The organism is Lysobacter yananisis (genome assembly GCF_031199375.1).
Classification (GTDB): Bacteria; Pseudomonadota; Gammaproteobacteria; order Xanthomonadales; family Xanthomonadaceae; genus Lysobacter; species Lysobacter yananisis.
The window spans coordinates 451836-472031 of record NZ_CP133568.1 but is presented as its reverse complement, the minus strand read 5'-3'; the positions used below and the strand labels follow the sequence as shown (position 1 = coordinate 472031).

The window sequence follows — 20196 nt, the reverse complement described above, 5'->3', positions numbered from 1 at the left end:
CGGCGCTCAGGCCGCGGCGGCGAACTCTTCGCGGGTCAGGTTGACCGGCGCATCGTCGGTGCAGACCACGTCGTCCTCGATGCGGATGCCGCCGAACGGACGGAACGCGTCGATGCGCGCCCAATCCACTGCGGCGGCGTGCTCGCCGCGCTTGAGGCCGTCGAGCAGCAGGTCGACGAAGTACAGGCCCGGCTCGATCGTCACCGCCATGCCCGGCTCCAGGGTGCGGGTCAGGCGCAGGTACGGGTGCCCGGCCGGCTTGTCGATGCGGCCGCCGCGGTCGCTGGCGGCGAAGCCGGCGACCTCGTGCACCTGCAGGCCGATGCCGTGGCCGATGCCGTGCGGGAAGAACACGTTGCTGACGCCGTTGGCGACCGCCGCTTCGGGCGAGACCCTGAGCACGCCGAAATCCTTGAGGATCCCGGCCAGCGCCAGGTGCGCGTCCAGATGCAACTGCTTGTAGTCGAAGCCGGCGCGCACCTGCGCGCACATGCGTTGCTGGGCCGCGTCGACCGCGTCGATCAGCGCCTGGAATTCGCCGTTCGCGTCGGCGGCGTAAGTGCGGGTGATGTCGCAGGCGTAGCCGGCATGGCTGGCGCCGGCGTCGATCAGGAAGCTGCGCGACTGCGCCGGCGCTTCGCGGCCGAGTTCCATGTAGTGCAGCACCGCGCCGTTTTCGTTGAGCGCGACGATGTTGCCGTAGGGCAGCTCGTTGGCGTCCTGGCGCGCGGCGGCGCAGTAGGCCAGGTGGATGTCGAACTCGCTGGCGCCGGCGCGGAACGCGGCCTCGGCGGCGCGGTGCGCGCGCACGCCCTTGCGCGTGGCTTCGCGCATCATCGCCACTTCGTACGGCGTCTTGAACGCGCGGTGGTACTCCAGGTAATCGATCACCGGCGGCGGATTGTTCGGCGCGAACCCGCCGAGCGCGCTTTGCGGCTCGCCGAGGATCGCGCAGCGCGCCGGGTCCTGGGGCAGGTGCGCCAGCGCGTCGGACGGCTCGCGGATCACGATCACCTCGAAGTGCTCGACCCACGGCCCGCTCGGCGCCTGCGGCACCACGTGCCAGTAATCGAAGGGCTGCAGGTAGACCAGCTTGGGCTTGGCGCCCGGAGTGAACACCAGCCAGCTGCCGGGGTTGCGCACCAGCGGCACCCAGGCCTTGAACTGCGGGTTGACCGCGTAGGGATAGTCGCGATCGTCGAAGACCTGATAGTGCAGGGTGCCGCTGGGCACGACCAGGTGATCGAAACCGCCGCGCTCCAACGCTTGCGCCGCACGGCGCTGTTGCTCGGCGAAGTGCTGCGCGTAGAGGTCGGCGGGGGAGGCGGCGGGAGCGTTCATGGCGTCGGGCGGATGGCGGGCCACAGGGCCGGGGACCGCCATTTTGCCGCATCCGCGCGCGGCGGGGCTTGCGCGGGCGGGGGATTGGCCGGGGGCGTTCGCGGCGATCCGGCCGAAAAGCGTCGGGCCTGAAGGCCCTCCCACAAAAGCCGCGCCGGCCTCGAGCCAGGGCCGCTGCGGGAAGGGCTTCAGGGCCGATGCTTTGGCTGTTGTGGGAGGGGCTTCAGCCCCGATGCTTTCCGCTCAGGTCGCCGTGCACTCGCCTACTCGAAGCTGCCGCCCGGCGAATCCAGCCACTGCCGCAGCTGCACCATCCCGTCCTCGGGCATGGCGATGAAGCGGAAGCCCGCCCAGGTCTGCCCGGGCATGCTGGCGCGGTCCTGCCACAGCAGGTGCGCGCCGACTTCGATCGGCGCCTGCCGCGGCGCGTCGCGCAGGTCGAAGCGCAGCTGATACAGCGCGTCGTCGGCCAGCGGCATGCTGGCGATCAGCATCATGCCGGTCTCCGACAGGTTGCCCAGGTGGCCGACCACTTGTTCGGTCATGGTGTCGATCACCTGCACGGTTTCGACGATGCGGCGCCGGCGCGCGCGGCGGAACTCGTCGTTCATGCCGGCCGCTCCGGCGGCTCGTCGCGGCCGCGGCCGCCGAAGCCGCGCAACGCGTCCAGCGCGGCGTGCCAGGCGCGGTCGACCAGGCGGTTGCGTTCCTGCTCGACGATCCGCGCCTGCCCGCGCGCCAGCATCCGCGCCAGCGCGTCGAGCGAGTGCTCGGCCACGCGCTGGCCGCGATGATTGACGAACAGGGCGTTGTCGGTGACCGGGCTGAACCACGACAGCCGCCGCCGCACCGCGTCGCCCTGCTGGTTCTGCACGAACTCGAACCAGGTGCCGAACGGCAGCGCGCGCAGGCGTTCGAAGCAGGCCTGCTCGCGTTCGTCGCGCGGCGGCAGCGGCGTGCGCGGCGCGGTCGCGGCGGCGGCCGCGCCGTCCTCGCCCAGGCGGCTGCGCTGGCGCAGTTTCATCGCCAGTTCGGTGCGCGAGGCCGCGTCCTCGCCGGTGGCAGGGCCGACGGTGAGCTGGCGCGCGATCGCGCGGGCGTCGTCGCCGTGGTAGCCGACCAGGGTCAGCGCGTGCTCGATGTCGCCGTCCAGGCCGTGCAGCCGCGCGCCGCCGCCGCCCTGGTTGGCGGCCACGATCTGGCCGGTGATCTGCAACTGCCGTTGCCAGGCTTCGGAGTCTTCGCCGTGGCGCAGCTGGGTCAGGGTCAGCACGTCGGTCCAGGCCTGGCTCAGCAGGGTCTGGACGAAGCGCGGCAGGCGCTGGCCGGCGCCGGTTCCCTGTTCGACCAGATCGGACAGCGCCTGTTGCGCGCGGCGCTTGGCCAGTTCGAGCTTTTCCTTGCCGCGCGCGGCCTCGACGTGGCGGCGCTCGGCCACCTCGGCCTTGCGCGCCAGCGCGTGCAGGTGCTCCTGCAGGCGCTGGTTGGCCGAATCGAACGCCTGCGCCGAGCCGCGCTGCTCGACCACGTGCTCGACCGCCTGGCGCAGCGGTTCGTGCAGTTGCGGGTCGGCCTCTTCGGCCGGGGTCCAGCGCGCGCCGGCCTCGGCCACGGTGTTGAGCAGTTGCAGCGCCGGGTGGCCGTCGGCGGCCAGCAGCGAGCGGTCGCGCAAGGCGGCGTGCAGCAACGGCGTCTGCAGGCGGTTGAGCAGGTTGGAGATCACCGCGTCGCCGCGCAGGCGCTGGTCGATCTCGTCGAACAGCAGGCCCAGCAGTTCGAACACGTCGCCGTCCTCGCGCGACAGCGCGGCTTCGGCGCCGGCGGCGCGGCGTTGGGCGAGCAGGGCCTGGCGCAGGTCGGCGATCTTGCGCAGCGGCTGGGCGCCGCGGCCGGCGGCCTCGTCCAGGCCGGCGATGAGTTCGATCAGTTCGCCGGTGGCCAGGGCCGGCGGCGCGGGCGGCGCGTCGGCCTGCGGCGGGCGCGGGCGCAGTTTCTCGACCAGGTCGCGGCGCTCGGACAGCCAGCGCTGCAGGGTGGCGAAGTCGAGCGCGTCGGCGGCCGGCGCGGCGGCCGCCGCGGTCCAGGCGGTGTGCGGACGCGGACCGGCGGCGGGGGCCGGCGCGGCGCCGGGTTCGCGCGCGGTCTCGGCCGCGGTGTCGGTGTCGGTGTCGGTGTCGGCTTCGGCGCGCGGCGCCGGCGCCGGTTTGTCCTGCGCGCTCGGCCGCGCGCGCAGCGGCACGAACGACAGGCTCGGCAGCACGTTGTCGCGCGCCAGCAGCAGGTTCATCGATTCGACCAGGGCGCTGTAGCCCAGCATCACTTGCTGGTCGAACACGCGGTACAGGTCCAGCCGCGATTCCAGCGGGATCTGCAGCGGCTGGCAGGCCTGGGCGAAGCGGCGGATGAGCCGGTGCGGACCGACCGGCAGGCGTTCGCTGTCGAACGCCGGCGCTCCGGCCAGCACGCCGAAGCGCTGGCCCAGCAGCAACAGGCCGAGCCCGGCGCGCGATTCGTGGCGGCTGGCGAGGCTGCGCAGGACGGTGGCTTCGTCGATCTCGCTGTCTTCGACCAACCGAAGTTCCCGAAACTCAGGCGCCGCAGACGCAGCCGGGCGCGACGTCCCTTCCGCCGCCGCCTCCCGCACCCGCGACAGCTCCGCCTCCAGCCCCACTAGATAGCGCGGAATCAGATCCGAGCGCCGCAGCCGCACCAGCCGCAGCGTTTCCAGATAGCCCGACTGCAGCCCCGGATTGCGCGCCTGGTCGGCCTGGCGGAACAGTTGTTGCTCGAATTCGGCCAGCATCCGCTCCATCTGCGGCGCGATCTCGTCGCTGACCAGCGCGTAGAGCTGCTCCAACAGCCGGCGCACGCGGCGCGGCAAGGCGGCCGTGGCCAGGGTGGCCCGAGGCGAGGCGTCCAGGGGGTCGAACGTGGCGGGCATGTGCATTCGGTACTGACGACCGGGAAATATAACCACGCCTCCCCGGCGCCCGCCCAGCCCGGCGGAGCGGGCGCGGCGGACCGCCGACAGGAGGCGACCATTGGCACAAACGCATAGTCCCCGACGCGGCGGCCAGCAGCGAGTCTCAGTGCCGCGATGTGTCTGGGCCGTGATGCCGGCGGCACGGCTTGCGGCCGGCGCTGCACGCCGGTGACGGCCGGCTCAGGCGGTGAGCGTTTCTTCTAAGGCCGACGCGTCCAGGGCGGGCGCGCTGAGCGTGATCGCGCGTAAGCCAAGCTCGCTCAAGCGGGCCTGCCCAGGACCGCCGCATTCAACGCAGCCGCACTTAAAGCAGCCGCACTCAAAGCAGCCGCGCCGCGCCCGTGTCGTCCGTGGCGGCATCCTCATCCAGGAACAGCGCCACCACATCGTTGGTGAAACGCCGGCCCAGCTCGGTCGGCCGGACCCGGTCGCCGTCGCGCTCCAGCCAGCCCGCGGCCATGGCCTCGGCCAACTGCGCGGCGATCGCGTCGCGGCCCAGGCCGGTGGAGGCCTCGAAGGAGTCCAGCGAGAACCCCTCGACCAGCCGCAGCGCATTGAGCATGTACTCGAACGGCCGCCGCGCCGGCGCGATCCGCTCGTCGCCGCCGATCGCCGCCGCGGTGCCGGCCTGGGCCAGGTAGGCGGTGGGATGCTTGAGCTTCCAGCGCCGCGCGATCGCCTGTTCGGCGCCGAGGCTGATCTTGCCGTGGGCGCCGGCGCCGATCCCGAGGTAGTCGCCGTAGCGCCAGTAATTGAGGTTGTGCTTGCACTGCCGCCCGGGCCGGGCGTAGGCGCTGACCTCGTACTGGCCGTAGCCGCGCTGCGCGAGCAGGGCCTGGCAGCGTTCCTGGATGTCCCAGGCGTTGTCCTCGTCGGGAATGTCCTGCGGCGGGCGCGCCGCGAACACGGTGTTGGGCTCCAGGGTCAGCTGGTAATGCGAGATGTGCGCCGGCTCCAGCGCGAACGCGCGCTCCAGGTCGTACTCGGCCATCGCCAGGGTCTGGCCGGGCAGGGCGTACATCAGGTCGAGGTTGAAATTGTCGAAGCCGGCGTCGCGGGCCAGTTTCACCGCCGCCTCGGCCTCGGCGCTGCCGTGGATCCGGCCCAGCCGCTGCAGGCAGCCGTCGTCGAAGCTCTGGATGCCGAAGCTCAACCGGTTGACCCCGGCCGCCTTGTACAGCTCGAAGCGGCCGTGTTCGGCGGTGCCCGGGTTGGTCTCCAGGGTGATCTCGCAGCCCGGGGCGAAGCGCAGGCGCGCGCTGGCCGCCTGCAGGAAGCGGTCGATCGCCTCCGGCGGGAACAGGCTCGGGGTGCCGCCGCCGAAGAACACGCTGTGCACGGTGCGGCCCCAGACCAGCGGCAGGTCGTGCTCGAGGTCGGCGACCAGCGCATCGACATAGGCCGCGAACGGCGGCGCGCCGCGGGCTTCGTGCGAGTTGAAGTCGCAGTACGGGCATTTGCGCACGCACCAGGGCAGGTGCACGTACAGCGACAGCGGCGGGGGAACGAGGGCGACGCTCAAGAGGCGGGCGCGGGCGGCAAAGGCCCGGGAATCGGTCGGGGGAAGGCGCGCAGTTTAGCCCGCCCGGGCAGGGGCGGCGCGGGTACGGCGGGAAAGCCGGGCGAGCGCGGCGCGGCGAAGCGGCCGCTACCGGTTCGCTGGCGGTGTCCCCGGCCGGAGGCGGCTCCCCGGCCTCAGCGCTCCAGCGACGACGCCCCGTACCGCCGCGCCGCCAGCAGCGCGCGCAGATTGGTATCCAGGGCCACGTCCGGCCGCGCCTGCACCACCTGGCGGATGATCGAGGCCAGCGGCTCGGCGCGGCCGTCGCCGGACATGTCGCCGTCGAACAGGGTCACCGTGGTCCAGCGCCGGTGCGCGGCCGGGGCCAGGCGCAGCTCCAGGGTCGAGGTCAGGCGCAGGCGCCCGTCCTTGGCCCGGTGCAGGGACATGGCCTGCACTTCCTCCGGCGCGAAGCTGCGGCTGCGGTGCAGGCTGGTGATGTTGGCGTAGCGGATCGCGCCGTCGCCGGCGGCGCCCAGGCTGACCCGCTGCACCGCCGCCGCGGCGACCAGCCCGACCAGCGCGGCCAGCAGCCACAACGCGAACCGGAACTCGCTGGCGAAATCGGTGGCGCCGGTCTGCAGCCCGTCCTGGCGGATCCACACCGCGATCGGCAGGGCCAGCAGGTACAGCACCGCGACCGTGGCCACGGTGTGGCCGCCGGTGCGGAATGCGCGGCGATGCGGGGCGTCGGCGCGCAGCATGCGGTTCACCGGGCCAGCTCCGGCAGGCGTTCGCGCAGCGCGGCCAGGGCGCGGGCGCGGTGGCTGACCCGGTTCTTGAGCGCGTCGTCGATCTCGCCGGCAGAAATGTTGTGTTCGGTGTCCAGGAACACCGGCTGGTAGCCGAAGCCGCGGCTGCCCTGGCGCCGGTGCAGGATGCGCCCGTTCCAGACGCCCTCGGCGATGATCGGACGCGGGTCGCCGGCGTGGCGCAGGGCCACGATCACCGCATAGAAATGCGCGCCGCGGCGCTCGTCGGGTACGTCCTTGAGCGCGGCCAGCAGCTTGTCGATGTTGCCTTCGTTGTCGCCGTGGCGGCCGCTGTAGCGCGCCGAATACAGGCCCGGGGCGCCGCCGAGCGCGTCCACGCAGATGCCCGAATCGTCGGCCAGCGCCGGCAGGCCCGTGACCGCACTCGCGTGCCGGGCCTTCAGCAGCGCGTTCTCGACGAACGTGCTGCCGGTTTCCTCGATGTCCTCGACCCCCAGGTCCGATTGCGCCACCAGTTCGATGCCGGTGGCGCCGAGCAGGTCGCGCAGCTCCACCAGCTTTCCGGCGTTGCTGCTGGCCAGCACCAGTTTCATGCTTTCAATTCCAGCAAATCCCAGCGATTACCGTACAGATCTTCGAATACGGCGACCGTGCCGTAGGTCTCGACGCGCGGAGATTCCAGGAAGCGCACGCCCTGGGCGCGCATCGCGGCGTGGTCGCGATGGAAGTCGTCGGTGTGCAGGAAGAAGCCGACCCGGCCGCCGGTCTGGTCGCCGATGCGCGCGCGCTGGTTTTCGTCGGCGGCTTGCGCCAGCAGCAGCGCGGTCTGCGCGCCGGCGGCCGGCGCCACCCGCACCCAGCGCTTGCCGCCGCCGAGGTCGATGTCTTCGAGCAGGGCGAAGCCGAGCGCGCGGGTGTAGTAATCGATGGCGCGGTCGTAGTCGTCCACGACCAGGGTGATGCTGCCGATGCTGCGATTCATGCGTAAGCCTTGCGAACAGGGAAAAACGTTGCGGTCGTAGTCGAAGCCGCGCCGGGTCGGGCCGCCGCCCAGGCACACAACGCGCAGGCGGCGCGAACGGGGCTGCCGCGCGCGCGACCGCCGTGCCGATCGCGCCGCGCGCGGGCGCGACGCCGTCGGGGCGATTGAACGCGACCGGCGCCGGAAAGTTCAGCGCCCAACGCGCGAACTGCGATGCAGTGCGCGCAAGCCGGGCGGCGCGGATGCGGAGTTTTGCCGTGGTTGGCGCCAATGCGAACGGGCGGGAGGAAAGAAATAACGAGCGAAGAGGACCGATCCCCCATCGTCCGCCGCGTCTTTCCTGCCCGCCCGCGAGTGGCGCCGTCGATGTCGTTGCGGCGCGCGCGCGCCGCGGCTCAGCCGGCCAGCGCCTGGCGCTGCTTCTCCACCAGTTCGCCGATGCCGGCCTGGGCCAACGCCAGCAGCGCATCGAGTTCCTCGCGCCGGAACGCGTGGCCCTCGGCGGTGCCCTGCAGTTCGATGAAGCCGCCGCCGTCGTTCATGACCACGTTCATGTCGGTGTCGCAGTCGCTGTCCTCGGCGTAGTCCAGGTCCAGCACCGGGGTGCCGCGGTAGATGCCGACCGACACCGCCGCGACCGCGCCGAAGATCGGGTCGCGGTTGATCTCGCGCCGCGCCTGCAGCCAGCGCACCGCGTCGACCAGGGCCACGTAGGCGCCGGTGATCGCCGCGGTGCGGGTGCCGCCGTCGGCCTGCAGCACGTCGCAGTCCAGGGTGATGGTGCGTTCGCCGAGCGCCTTGCGGTCGATGCAGGCGCGCAGGGCGCGGCCGATCAGGCGCTGGATCTCCAGGGTCCGCCCGCCCTGCTTGCCGCGCGCGGCCTCGCGGTCGCTGCGGGTGTGGGTCGCGCGCGGCAGCATGCCGTACTCGGCGGTGACCCAGCCCTCGCCCTTGCCGCGCAGGAACGCCGGCACCTTGTTGTCGACGCTGGCGGTGCACAGCACCCGGGTCTGGCCGAAGCTGACCAGGACCGAACCTTCGGCGTGGCGGGTGTAGCCGCGCTCGATGGTCACCTCGCGCAACTGGTCGGCCAGGCGGCCGCTGGGACGCGCGACCGGGCCGGATTGGGGGCCGGCCGAGGCCTGGGCGGGGGCGGCGATGGGACCGGTCATGGCGCGGCGTTACCGTTTTGAGGGCCGGCGAGTTTACCATTCACCCCCCGTAAGGCTCGGAAACCTGCGAATGATCCGCAGCATGACCGCCTTCGCCAGCGGCGAACGCGCGACACCCTGGGGCACGCTCGGCTGCGAGCTGCGCTCGGTCAACCACCGCTTCCTCGAGCTGGGCGTGCGCCTGGCCGACGAGCTGCGGGTGCTGGAACCGGCCCTGCGCGAACGCATCGCCGCCCGCGTCGGCCGCGGCAAGCTCGACCTGACCCTGCGCCTGCGCGCGCCGGAAGGCGGCGACGCGCTGCAGCTCAACCCGAGCCGCCTGCGCGAGCTCAGCGACCTGGCCATCGACCTGTCCGCGCGCTTCCCGGCGCTGCGCACCGAGTTCACCGAGCTGCTGCAGTTCCCCGGCGTGTTGCAGGCGCAGGCCACCGATCCCACCGCGCTGCAGGCCGAAGCGCTGGCGCTGCTGGACGACGTGCTCGACGAATTCGTCGCCTCGCGCGAACGCGAGGGCGGCAAGCTCGCCGCGGCGATCGGCGAGCGCGTGGACGGCATCGAGCGCATCGCCGGCGAAGTCCGCGCGATGATGCCGGCGATCCGCGCCGGCCAGCGCGCCAAGCTGGAAACCCGTCTGGCCGACCTGGCCCAGCCGGCCGACAACGGCCGCCTGGAGCAGGAACTGGTGCTGTGGCTGCAGAAGCTCGACGTCGAGGAAGAGCTCGACCGCCTCAACGCCCACGTCGCCGAGGCCCGCCGCGTGCTCAAGCTGCGCGAAGCGGTCGGCCGGCGCCTGGACTTCCTGCTGCAGGAGTTCAACCGCGAGGCCAACACCCTGGGCTCCAAGTCGGTCGACGCGCGCAGCTCGGCCGCCGCGGTCGAGCTCAAGGTGCTGATCGACCAGGCGCGCGAGCAGATCCAGAACATCGAGTAAAGAGCGAAGAGGAGCGAGGAGCGAGCGCAAGCCGCTTTCGCTCACTTCTCATTCCTCTCTTCTCACTTCTCGCTCTTGCTACATCTCCAAGCGGACATTCCACCGACCCATGCGCGGAACCCTCTACATCGTCGCCGCTCCCTCCGGAGCCGGAAAATCCAGCATCGTCAACGCGGTGCTCGCGCGCGACCCGAACATCCGCCTGTCGATCTCGTTCACTTCGCGCAAGCCGCGTCCGGGCGAGCGCCATGCCGAGCACTACCACTTCGTCAGCGAGCAGGAGTTCGAGGCGATGGTCGCCGAGGGCGACTTCTTCGAGCACGCGCGCGTGCACGGCGACTGGAAAGGCTCGGCGCGGCAGTCGGTGGAGCCGTTCTTGTCGGCCGGCAAGGACGTGCTGCTGGAGATCGACTGGCAGGGCGCGCGCCAGGTGCGCAAGAAAGTGCCCGACGCGGTCAGCGTGTTCATCCTGCCGCCGTCGCGGCAGGCGCTGGAATCGCGCATGCGCTCGCGCGGGCAGGACACCGAGGAAGTGATCGGCCAGCGCCTGGCCGCCGCGCGCGATGAGATGTCGCACTACGGCGAGTTCGACTACGTCATCGTCAACGAGATCTTCGACACCGCGGTGGACGAGATGTGCGCGATCTTCACCGCCAGCCGGCTGCGGCGCGAGGCGCAGGTGGCGCGGCATTCGCGCCTGATCACGGCGCTGCTGGTCGACGAGGGCTGAGGCCCGCCCGGTCGCGATGAGGCTGGAAGCCCGCCTGTAGGAGCGACGCGAGTCGCGACCGCGGGGTTCCGGTCTTGCGCCGAATGTGGGGTGTCGCGGTCGCGGCTTGCGCCGCTCCTACAGGGGCTATCGGGTTGATTCGTAAGGGTTAATTGCCCGAAACCTTGCGTTTCGGGGCGCTTGCGCCTAGACTTCCCGGTCCCCATCCGTTTGCAAGACGGCCGACCCGGCCGCAGGAGCCCCATGGCCCGCATCACCGTCGAAGATTGCCTGGAAGTGGTCCCCAACCGCTTCGAACTCGTCATGCTGGCCGCCAAGCGCGCCCGCCAGCTGGCCAACGGCGTCGAGCCGCAGCTCGACAACAGCGAAGCCAACGACAAGCCGACCGTGCTGGCGCTGCGCGAAATCGCCGCGCGCCAGGTCAACCCGGACTACATCGACGCGGTCGAGAAGGCCGAGCGCGAGCGCAAGGAACGCGAAGCCCTGGAATGGGCCGCGGCCGAAGTGGTGGCCGACGACGACCTGTCCAAGGGCGACGACTGAGTCCCCCGGCCCGCCGCCGCGCGGGCCGCCCGCAGCCTCGCCCGACCGGGCGCAGGCCGCGACCGAGAAACGGCTCCGCTTCGCGGGGCCGTTTTCTTTTTGGGCCCGTCCGTTGTTGGCCCGCTTTCGAACCCGCCCGCCGTTGCCGGCTGCCGCCGGGCTGATGTGGGAGGGGCTTCAGCCCCGGCGCTCTGGTGTCCGATCTCGGCGATCTGAGCGGAAAGCATCGGGGCTGAAGCCCCTCCCACAACAGCGGGCGGCCCCTGCATCCAGCGCGGATCCGGCCGTCGAGCCCACGTTTTCCTGAACGCCGCCGCCGCCCGCCGCCGCGTCCCGCGCCCGATTGCTTGCGCCCCATCTCACCGCCGCCACATCCAGAACATGACGATGCGTTGCCACTTGCCGTACCGCGCGCGTAAATTTCCGTTATGACCCCTGCCGAGCCCGCGCTGAAGACCTATCCCGCCGCTCCCGAAGACACGGAGCTGCCGGACTACGTGCGCGAGCTGGAACTGGCCGCGCACTACCTGCCCGAGCCCCAGCGCCAGCAACTGCGCCGGGCCTGGGCGGTCGGCGCCGCCGCGCACGCCGGGCAGACCCGCAAGTCCGGCGAGCCCTACATCACCCATCCGGTGGCGGTGGCCAAGGTCCTGGCCGAGCAGGGCCTGGACATCGAGACCCTGGTCGCGGCGATCCTGCACGACACCATCGAGGACACCCCGGTCACGCGCGAGTGCCTGGCCACCGAGTTCGGCGCGACCGTGGCCGAACTGGTCGACGGCGTCACCAAGCTCGACAAGCTGCAGTTCCGCGACCGCCAGGAGGCCGCCGCCGAGAGCTTCCGCAAGATGCTGCTGGCGATGGCGCGCGACCTGCGGGTGATCCTGATCAAGCTCGCCGACCGCCTGCACAACATGCGCACCCTCGGCGCGCAGAGCGCCGAGGCGCGACAACGCATCGCCCTGGAAACGCTGGAGATCTACGCCCCGATCGCCCAGCGCCTGGGCATGAACCTGATCAAGGCCGAACTGCAGGACCTCGGCTTCCGCGCCATGCACCCCTGGCGCCACGCGGTGATCGAAAAGCGCATCCGCACCCAGCCGGTGGTGCGGCGCGAATCGCTGGTGCAGATCGAGGCGCACCTGGCCCAGAGGCTGGCGAAAGAGAAGCTGCCGCACCGGCTGATCAGCCGGGTGAAGTCGCCGTGGAGCATCTACACCAAGATGCACAACGAGCATAAGAGCTTCAACCAGGTCATGGACGTGTTCGGTTTCCGCGTCGTGGTCAAGAACGTGCCCGACTGCTACCACGCGCTGGGCGTGGTGCATTCGGCGTACAAGCCGCTGGACGGGCGCTTCCGCGATTTCATCGCGATCCCCAAGGCCAACGGCTACCAGTCGCTGCACACCGTGCTGTTCGGCCCCTACGGCTCGCCGGTGGAAGTGCAGATCCGCACCGAGGACATGGACCTGGTCGCCGAGCGCGGCATCGCCGCGCACTGGTCGTACAAGCACGGCGGCGAAGGCCCCAACAGCGCGCAGTCGCGCGCGCACAGCTGGATCGCCAACCTGGTCGAGTCGCAGCGCGCGACCGGCTCGTCGCTGGAGTTCCTGGAGAACGTGAAGGTCGACCTGTTCCCGGACGAGGTCTACCTGTTCACGCCGAAGGGCGACATTCTTTCGCTGCCGCGCAATTCCACCGCGCTGGACTTCGCCTACGCGGTCCACACCGACGTCGGCAACCGCGCGGTCGCCGCCCGCGTGGACGGCAAGCTGGTGCCGCTGCGGACCAAGCTGGCCAGCGGCCAGCGGGTCGAGATCATCACCGCCAAGTCGTCCTCGCCCAAGCCGCAGTGGCTGGAGTTCGTGGTCTCGGGCAAGGCCCGCACCTCGATCCGCCAGCAGCTCAAGCAGCTCGAACACGAGGACGCGGTGCAGCTCGGCCACCGCATGCTCGACCGCGCGCTGGAATCGCTGGAGACCTCGCTCGACCGCACCCCGGCGCTGCGCCTGGAGGCCTACCTCGGCGAGAACCGCTATCCGCGCCTGGAGGCGTTGCTGGCCGACATCGCGCTGGGCAACCGCATGCCCAACCAGGTCGCGCTGGCGCTGGCGCGCGAGGCGCCGGGCAAGTCGCGCGGGCGCGCCATCGACCGGCCGCGCCTGCCCGAGGACAAGATCCTCATCACCGGCTCCGAGCGCGGCGTGATCAGCTTCGCCAACTGCTGCCTGCCGTTGCCGGGCGACGAGATCATGGGCTACCACACCGCCGGCCGCGGCATCGTGGTGCACCGGCTGGATTGCCCGAACGTCGCCGACTACCGCAAGTCGCCCGATCGCTGGGTGGCGATCGGCTGGGACCGGCAGGTCTCCGGCGACTTCGCCGCCGCGCTGCGGATCGAAGTCGACAACCGCCCCGGCTCGCTGGCCCAGGTCGCGGCGGCGATCGCCGAAGCCGAATCCAACATCGACCGCGTCGAGTACCTGGAACGCGACGCCAATATCGCGGTGATGCGCTTCGCCATCGAAGTGCACGACCGCCGCCACCTCGCCGACGTGATGCGGCGGGTGCGGCGCCTGCCGGTGGTGTTGGGCGTGCAGCGGATGTGAGCCGCCGGCGGCGGCCGTCGGCCGTCGGCCGTCGCGGGAATGAAGGACGCGCGCAAAAGCGGACTGGGAGGCGCGTGGGGTTCGCGGTCCCGGCGCGGCGGCATACTGGCGGGCATCGAGTGTCAGCCGGCGAACTGCTTGCGCCGCGCAACGGTTTGCGGCGCGCGATCCAGCCGCTACGATGCTCGCGTTCCCTGTCGCCATATCCCCTTCATTTCCGGCTGCCAACCCATGTCCCGCGAAATCATCCAGACCGACAAAGCCCCCGCCGCCATCGGCCCGTACTCGCAAGCCGTGCGCGTGGGCGACACCGTCTACCTTTCCGGCCAGATCGCGCTCGACCCGTCGAGCGGGCTGGTGGTGGAGGGCGACATCGAAGCGCAGGCGCACCGCGCGTTCCAGAACCTCAAGGCGGTGTGCGAAGCCGCCGGCGGCTCGCTCGCCGACATCGCCCGACTGGGCCTGTACCTGACCGACCTGGGCGCGTTCGGCAAGGTCAACTCGGTGATGGGCGAGTACTTCAACCCGCCGTATCCGGCGCGCTCGACCGTGGAAGTCTCGGCGCTGCCGCGCGGGGTCGCGTTCGAAGTCGATGCGGTGATGGTGTTGCGCTGAGGTTGTCGCCCAGCCGCGATGCACGCGAAAGGCCGCCCCGACCGGGGCGGCCTTTTCGCATTATGGAATGCGGTTGCACTTGCTTCCTGCATGAGCGGCGCAAGCCGCGATCGCGACAATTGGACTGCGGCGGACGTTCGCTGCTGTCGAGAGAAAAGCCGAGAACGACACCAGCGCGGGTTGCGGCAACGTCCGTCGTCATCGGCCTGTCGCGGTCGCGGCTTGCGCCGCTCCTGCAGGAGCTTCTGCCAGCAAGATCGCCGCCGCCCACCGTCATTCCGGCGAAAGCCGGAATCCATTTTGATCTTGCTGTTGCTCGTGCTCGTTCACGAGCCCGACGCAGTCGTCCCGCAGCCCCGGAGGGCGTGCGCATGGATGCGCACGCGCGCCATGGGGCAGGATGCCCCTTATGGCGCGGCCCCGCGCCCCCTTTCGAGCCATAGTGGCTCTTGATCCGAAAAAGAACAGGCCTTTTCTTTGGTTACTTTCTTTGTGGCTTCAGACAAAGAAAGTGACCCGGCCGCTTGCGGACGGAAGCTGTTGATGTTCGCTTGTCGTCACAAGTACGCACACGTAAAGACGAATCCCACCGCGGCACGCCCCTGTAGGAGCGGCGCAAGCCGCGACCGCGCCATCGCGGCGATTGCGAAAGTCTCGTCGTAGTTTCATTGTCGCGGTCGCGGCTTGCGCCGCTCCTACAGTCGGGTGCGCGACCCCACGTCCGTCATTCCGGCGAAAGCCGGAACCCATGTTGACGTTGCTGTTACTTCCGCCGTTATCGATGTGTCGCGCGACGACAAGCCACCATCAAGAGCTTTCGTCCGCAAGCGGCCGAGCTACTTTCTTTTGTCAGCGCGACAAAAGAAAGTAGCGCTGGTCTCTAACCTCAAGTGCATCACCTCAGTGAGGCACTGTGAATGGGCCAGCAGTATTCACATCTGAGCGCAGAAGAGCGCGGGGCCATCATGGTCTTGATCGCCCAAGGGGCGAGCGGACGGCAAATCGCCCAGACGTTGGGTCGGGCGCAAAGCACCATCGCTCGCGAGTTGCGCCGTAATGGGTTTCGGTCCCATTCGGGGCCGCCGCTGCGCGGACGCCCCCGTTTCGACCCTGGCTACGATGCGACCCGGGCGGGCCGGCGGGCCCAACGGCTGCGTCGGCGGGCGCGGGTGCGCCGCAAGCTGCGACGCGACACCGTGCTGTGGCGACGCGTGCGCTATTGGCTGGAACGGTGCTGGTCGCCGCAACAGATTGCCGACAAACTGCGCGATCTGTACCCGGACCGGCCCTGGCTGCGCGTGTCGCACGAAACGATCTATACCGCGATTTATGCGATGCCGCGCGGCGAATTGCGCCGCCAGGTGACCCGTCTGCTGCGGCAGGGGCGCAAGTCCGGCCGCCGCACGCGCCAGGAAGGCGACGCCCGCGGCCATCTGCCGGATCTACCCAACATCCGCCTGCGGCCGCCGGCCGCGCATGAGCGCCTGATGCCGGGGCATTGGGAGGGCGACCTGATCGTGGGCGCGCACAATCGCTCGGCGATTGGGGTATTGGTCTGCCGCCGCACCTTGTACGTCAAGCTGGTCAAGCTCGCCGACGCGACCGCGCACACGGTGCTGGAGGCCTTCAGCTCGGCGTTCGAAGGTGTGCCGGAAAGTTTGAAGAAGACCTTGACCTACGACCAGGGCAAGGAAATGGCATCGCATCGGCAGTTGAGCGAACGCACTGGTTTAGCGATCTACTTCGCCGACCCCCATAGCCCGTGGCAACGCGGAACCTGCGAAAACACCAACGGCTTGTTGCGGCAATACTTTCCCAAGGGCACCGATCTGTCGGTGCATTCTGCGCAGCGCCTCAAAGAGGTGGCGTGGGAAATGAACAACCGCCCCCGTCGTAGCCTGGGCAGGCGCTCGCCCGTCGAGGTGCTCTATGAGGAACTCAAAAACCCGCGGGCGCAGGGTGATGCACTTGGACATTGACTCCGCCAGCCAAAGAAAAACGCTTGTTTAAGGTCAAAAGCCACTAGGTCCAGTACCTTTCGCGGGGATGCGCCGTAAGGGGCATCCATGCCCCTACGGCGCACGCGCGCATCCATGCGCGCGCCCTCCGGGTCTGCGGGACATGGGCCTCAAGCGAAGTGGCGGGGGCAGCAAGGGCAACAACAGCAGCAACAGCAGCAACAGCAACAGCAACAGGTTTCAGATTCAGGTCTTCGCCAGACTGGCTAAAAGCTGTGCTTGCGCCGCAGCCGGATTCGCGCGGCCGCAGCTTGCCCAGCGCCTACAGGAACGATGCCTGCCACCGCGCGCCCTACCTGCGCTCGCGCGCCATCTCCGTCCACAACCGCTCGCGCAGCGCCCGCGGAGTCTCCCCGGTCAACCGCTTGAACGCGCGCCGGAAATCGCGCGGATCCTTGTAGCCGATCGCCGCGCCGACGCTGGCGATGCTCGGCCCGCGCTCGCGCAGCAGCGCGTAGGCGCGGTCGATGCGCAGGCGGTCGTGGATCTCGTGGAAGCTGGTGCCTTCGCCGGTCAGTTGCCGCCGCAGCGTGCGTTCGCTGACGTGCATCTGCGCGGCGATGTCGGTGAGCTTGGGGTCCTGCGGCAACTGCGCGCGCAGCAGGCGCTCGACCGCGGCGGTGGCTTCGCCGGGCACCGCGCCGGACGGCATCTGCGCCTCGCACAGCGCCAGCACCTGTTTCGAGGCGATCGGGTTGTGGGTCGGCAACGGCGCGGCCAGCCAGTCCGCGTCCAGCACCAGCCGGTCTTGCGGCTGGTCGAAGGCCAGCGGGCAGCCGAACACGTCGTCGTACTTGGCCCGGTATTCCGGCTCGGGATAGCTGAACTCCAGGCGCTGTGGCCGCAGCTTGTCGCCGACCAGGCCGCGCGCCAGGGCCAGGCAGCTGCTGAAGAATTCCTCGGCGACGAAGCGGTGGATCGACGGGAAGGCGATGGTCATCTGCCCGGCCAGCGCCAGGGTGCCGGATTCCGACGCGCTCTCGACGAAGCGCATCAGGCTGCCGACCACCGGGGTGAAGCGCAGGCCGATCTGCAGCGCTTCGCCGAAGGTCGCCGCGGTGGTCATCGCCAGCCCGAGCAGGCCGAAGTTGCCGACGTGCTGGGTCCGGCCGATGTCCAGGCCGATGCTCGGCGGCAGCACCTTGAGCGCGCGCTCGATCACCACCGCGGTCGGGCGGTCGGGCAGGCGCACGCCGGGGTCGCTGACCTGGGCCCGGCTCAGCCCGGTGCCGGCGAACCAGTCGTCGCTGGGCGCGCCGATCCGGTCCGCGGTTTCCAGCAGACCCCACAGCAGGTTCGGCGACATCAGCGCGACGTCGCCCTTGGCATCGCCCTTGTCGATGCCGTCTTGGTCGGATGGCTGGCGCATCGCCCCTCACGATACTCGGCCGCACGGTTGACCGCGAATGCCCCCCTAGTGTGCCGCAATCGCCCTCACGCGCGCTCGCGACTGCGTCGGAGACTCGTCACTTAGCCACCGCCGGCATGCCGCGCCGCAACACGCGCGACGCGGCGCCGCCACCGCCTCGGGGAACCTCATGAAGCCGTCGATGAACCCGCCTTGCCTGCCGCTGCGCGCCTGCCTTCTCGCCGCGGCCGTCGCCGCCGTCGCCGCCTGCGGCCCCGAGCAGGCGCAGCACACGCCGACCCCCGAGGTCGCCGCCGGCGACGCCGCGTTCGCCGAAACCCTGCGCACCAAGCTGATCGATGCCAAGCCCGGCGATGTGATCGAGGTCCCGCCCGGGCGCTACAGCTTCGACCGCAGCCTGACCCTGCGCGTGGACGGGGTGACCCTCCGCGGCGCCGGCCCGGACAAGTCGGTGCTCAGCTTCAAGGGCCAGAAGGCCGGCGCCGAAGGGTTGCTGGTCAACGCCAGCAACTTCCTGATCGAGAACATCGCCATCGAGGACAGCAAGGGCGACGGGCTCAAGGTCAACGAAGGCGAGCACATCACCATCCGCAACGTGCGGGTCGAGTGGACCGGCGGGCCGAGCACCAAGAACGGCGGCTACGGGCTGTATCCGGTCAAGACCCGCAACGTGCTGATCGAGAACTCGGTGGCGATCGGGGCGTCCGACGCGGGCATCTACGTCGGCCAGTCGCGCGACGTGATCGTGCGCAACAGCCGCGCCGAGTTCAACGTCGCCGGCATCGAGATCGAGAACACGGTCAACGCCGACGTCTACGACAACACCGCCACCAACAACACCGGCGGCATCCTGGTGTTCAACATGCCGGCGCTGTCGCAGCAGGGCGGGGCGATCCGGGTCTACAAGAACAAGGTGTTCAAGAACAACACCGCCAACTTCGGCGCCAAGGGCACGCCGGTGGCGAGCGTGCCGGCCGGCAGCGGCGTGGTGGTCAACTCCAACGACGACGTCGAGATCTTCGACAACGACATCAGCGACAACGCCACCACCAACATCATCGTCTCCAGCGTCTATTCCACCGGCTACAAGGACGACAAGGCCTCCAGCGAGTTCGACCCGTATCCCGAGCGCATCAACATCTACGGCAACCGCTTGAAGGGCGGCGGCGATTCGCCCGACGGCTTCGACCTGAAGGCGCTCAAGACCGCGCTGTTCGGCTTGAGCGGTCATCTGCCGGACGTGCTGTGGGACGGCTACGCCAACACCCAGCGCAAGGAAGGGCCGCAGATCTGCATCCGCGACGTGTCCGGCGTGGTCAACGCCGACGGCCCCGGCGGCTACAAGAACCCGAGCCAGGACACCAAGCCCTACGCGTGCGAGTTGCCGAAGCTGCCGGCCATCGACCTCAAGCGCGGTTGACCGATGTCCGCATTGTCGATGCGTTGCGCCGTTGTCGCCGTGTTGTTGTCGTTGCTGGTCGCAGGGTGCGGCAAGCCGCAGGAGGCTTCGCCCACCGCCCAAGCCGTCGCGCCCGCCGCGCCCGCCGCCGACGCGCCGTGGGCGCCGGTGCGGTTCTTCGCCGACGGCCAGCCCGAGAGCCTGGCCGACTGGAACCTGCTGCGCGTGGCCGGCGGCCGCCTGCAGCTCAACCGCGAGGTGTTGCCGTACGACCTCAACACCGCGCTGTTCTCCGACTACGCGCACAAGCTGCGCACGGTGTGGATGCCGAAGGGGCAAGCCGCGAACTACGCCGCGGATGAAGAGTTCGATTTCCCGGTCGGCACCGTCTTCAGCAAGACCTTCTACTACCCGCGCGGCGAAGGCGAGGCGGTGCTGCGCAGCTACGACGAAGGCCCCGACCTGCGCGGCGGCGGCCTGGAGATGAGCAAGGTGCGGCTGATCGAAACCCGCCTGCTGCTGCGTCGCCAGGACGGCTGGGTGGCGCTGCCGTACGTGTGGAACCGCGAGCAGACCGGCGCGAAGCTGATGCGCGGCGGCGAACTGGTGTCGCTGGAACTGGTCGCCGCCGACGGCGGCCGCGAGAGCGCCGATTACGCCGTGCCCGACCAGAACCAGTGCGCCGGTTGCCACGGCACCGACATGAAGTCCAAGGCGCTGCATCCGATCGGTCCCAAGGCGCGGCATCTCAACCGCGACTTCGCCTACCCCGACGACGGCCTGCAGAACCAGATCGCGCGCTGGACCCGGGCCGGCTACCTGCAAGGCGCGCCCGCGCCGCAACAGGCGCCGCGCGACGCGAACTGGCGCGACCCGGCCGCGCCGCTGGACGCGCGCGCCCGCGCCTACCTCGACATCAACTGCGGCCACTGCCACAGCCCCAAGGGCCCGGGCAACACCTCGGGACTGTGGTTGAACGCGGCGACGCAGGAGCCGCTGCGACTGGGCCGGTGCAAGCTGCCGATCGCGGCCGGCCACGGCACCGGCGACCATCGCTACGGCGTGGTGCCGGGCAAGCCGGACGAATCGATCCTGGTCTACCGCATGCGCAGCGACGATCCCTCGGTGATGATGCCCGAGCTCGGCCGCAGCGTGGTGCACGAAGAGGGAGTGCAGTTGATCCGCGACTGGATCGCCGCGCAACAGGGGCAGTGCGGCTGATCGGGAGCG

At 70.2% G+C, this 20196-nt stretch carries 19 protein-coding genes; 9 read left to right on the top strand and 10 right to left on the bottom strand.

Going from position 1 to position 20196, the window contains the following annotated elements; translation table 11 throughout:
* Positions 1-6: 6 nt before the first annotated feature.
* Positions 7-1341 (bottom strand): Xaa-Pro dipeptidase, encoded by a 1335-nt coding sequence (pepQ, locus tag RDV84_RS02055; protein ID WP_250445106.1) that lies wholly within the window; start codon positions 1339-1341, stop codon positions 7-9.
* On the opposite strand from pepQ, the gene RDV84_RS25735 reads away from it, so the two are divergent.
* Positions 1340-1678, top strand: a complete 339-nt coding sequence (locus RDV84_RS25735; protein WP_425606325.1) for a DUF6053 domain-containing protein — start codon at positions 1340-1342, stop codon at positions 1676-1678. The genes pepQ and RDV84_RS25735 overlap by 2 nt on opposite strands.
* On the opposite strand, the gene RDV84_RS02050 is transcribed toward RDV84_RS25735, so the two are convergent.
* The 7 genes from RDV84_RS02050 to rph form a co-directional block, all read right to left on the bottom strand.
* Entirely contained in the window at positions 1605-1952 is a 348-nt protein-coding gene (locus RDV84_RS02050) for a PilZ domain-containing protein (protein ID WP_250445105.1), read from the bottom strand. The genes RDV84_RS25735 and RDV84_RS02050 overlap by 74 nt on opposite strands.
* On the bottom strand, positions 1949-4282 hold the full coding sequence (locus tag RDV84_RS02045; RefSeq protein WP_309152302.1) for a DUF1631 family protein: 2334 nt from the start codon (positions 4280-4282) through the stop codon (positions 1949-1951). Before RDV84_RS02045 ends, RDV84_RS02050 begins: the two co-directional genes overlap by 4 nt.
* Before the next feature lie 361 nt (positions 4283-4643).
* Positions 4644-5846, bottom strand: coding sequence for a radical SAM family heme chaperone HemW (hemW, locus tag RDV84_RS02040; RefSeq protein ID WP_078998407.1), 1203 nt, complete (start codon positions 5844-5846; stop codon positions 4644-4646).
* A 173-nt stretch (positions 5847-6019) separates the two neighbouring features.
* Positions 6020-6598, bottom strand: coding sequence for a hypothetical protein (locus RDV84_RS02035; RefSeq protein WP_139382037.1), 579 nt, complete (start codon positions 6596-6598; stop codon positions 6020-6022).
* Entirely contained in the window at positions 6595-7191 is a 597-nt protein-coding gene (rdgB, locus tag RDV84_RS02030) for an RdgB/HAM1 family non-canonical purine NTP pyrophosphatase (protein ID WP_057946384.1), read from the bottom strand. Before rdgB ends, RDV84_RS02035 begins: the two co-directional genes overlap by 4 nt.
* The gene (locus RDV84_RS02025; RefSeq protein ID WP_057946385.1) at positions 7188-7580 is read right to left on the bottom strand and encodes a VOC family protein; all 393 of its coding nucleotides are present in this window, start codon (positions 7578-7580) and stop codon (positions 7188-7190) included. Before RDV84_RS02025 ends, rdgB begins: the two co-directional genes overlap by 4 nt.
* 395 nt (positions 7581-7975) lie before the next feature.
* Complete coding sequence (gene rph / locus RDV84_RS02020; protein ID WP_078998412.1) at positions 7976-8752, bottom strand: ribonuclease PH; 777 nt, start codon at positions 8750-8752, stop codon at positions 7976-7978.
* A 70-nt stretch (positions 8753-8822) separates the two neighbouring features.
* On the opposite strand from rph, the gene RDV84_RS02015 reads away from it, so the two are divergent.
* The 3 genes from RDV84_RS02015 to rpoZ all read left to right on the top strand — a co-directional run bounded on the left by RDV84_RS02015 (position 8823) and on the right by rpoZ (position 10956).
* Positions 8823-9683, top strand: a complete 861-nt coding sequence (locus tag RDV84_RS02015) for a YicC/YloC family endoribonuclease (RefSeq protein ID WP_309152301.1) — start codon at positions 8823-8825, stop codon at positions 9681-9683.
* A 109-nt stretch (positions 9684-9792) separates the two neighbouring features.
* Positions 9793-10413, top strand: a complete 621-nt coding sequence (gene gmk / locus RDV84_RS02010) for a guanylate kinase (RefSeq protein ID WP_057946388.1) — start codon at positions 9793-9795, stop codon at positions 10411-10413.
* 243 nt (positions 10414-10656) lie between these two features.
* A complete protein-coding gene (rpoZ, locus tag RDV84_RS02005) occupies positions 10657-10956 on the top strand; it encodes a DNA-directed RNA polymerase subunit omega (protein WP_057946389.1) in 300 nt (99 codons plus the stop codon).
* Here the strand turns inward: rpoZ and RDV84_RS25730 are convergent.
* On the bottom strand, positions 10845-11225 hold the full coding sequence (locus tag RDV84_RS25730; RefSeq protein ID WP_425606326.1) for a DUF6053 domain-containing protein: 381 nt from the start codon (positions 11223-11225) through the stop codon (positions 10845-10847). The two genes, rpoZ and RDV84_RS25730, sit on opposite strands and share 112 nt — an antisense overlap.
* A 159-nt stretch (positions 11226-11384) precedes the next feature.
* Between RDV84_RS25730 and RDV84_RS02000 the strand changes: the two genes are divergently transcribed.
* From RDV84_RS02000 to RDV84_RS01990, 3 genes are all read left to right on the top strand, one after another.
* The gene (locus RDV84_RS02000) at positions 11385-13565 is read left to right on the top strand and encodes a RelA/SpoT family protein (protein WP_057946390.1); all 2181 of its coding nucleotides are present in this window, start codon (positions 11385-11387) and stop codon (positions 13563-13565) included.
* Between the two features lie 231 nt (positions 13566-13796).
* Positions 13797-14180, top strand: coding sequence for a RidA family protein (locus tag RDV84_RS01995; RefSeq protein ID WP_057946391.1), 384 nt, complete (start codon positions 13797-13799; stop codon positions 14178-14180).
* Between the two features lie 917 nt (positions 14181-15097).
* Complete coding sequence (locus RDV84_RS01990; RefSeq protein WP_309152300.1) at positions 15098-16159, top strand: IS30 family transposase; 1062 nt, start codon at positions 15098-15100, stop codon at positions 16157-16159.
* A gap of 331 nt (positions 16160-16490) precedes the next feature.
* Here the strand turns inward: RDV84_RS01990 and RDV84_RS01985 are convergent, their stop codons facing one another.
* The gene (locus RDV84_RS01985) at positions 16491-17567 is read right to left on the bottom strand and encodes an AraC family transcriptional regulator (RefSeq protein WP_309152299.1); all 1077 of its coding nucleotides are present in this window, start codon (positions 17565-17567) and stop codon (positions 16491-16493) included.
* 181 nt (positions 17568-17748) lie between these two features.
* On the opposite strand from RDV84_RS01985, the gene RDV84_RS01980 reads away from it, so the two are divergent.
* Positions 17749-18987 carry a parallel beta-helix domain-containing protein gene (locus RDV84_RS01980; protein ID WP_101944112.1) on the top strand — a complete coding sequence of 413 codons (1239 nt, stop codon included), beginning with the start codon at positions 17749-17751 and terminating at the stop codon, positions 18985-18987.
* A gap of 18 nt (positions 18988-19005) precedes the next feature.
* A complete protein-coding gene (locus tag RDV84_RS01975; protein ID WP_309152298.1) occupies positions 19006-20187 on the top strand; it encodes an SO2930 family diheme c-type cytochrome in 1182 nt (393 codons plus the stop codon).
* Positions 20188-20196 lie beyond the last annotated feature (9 nt).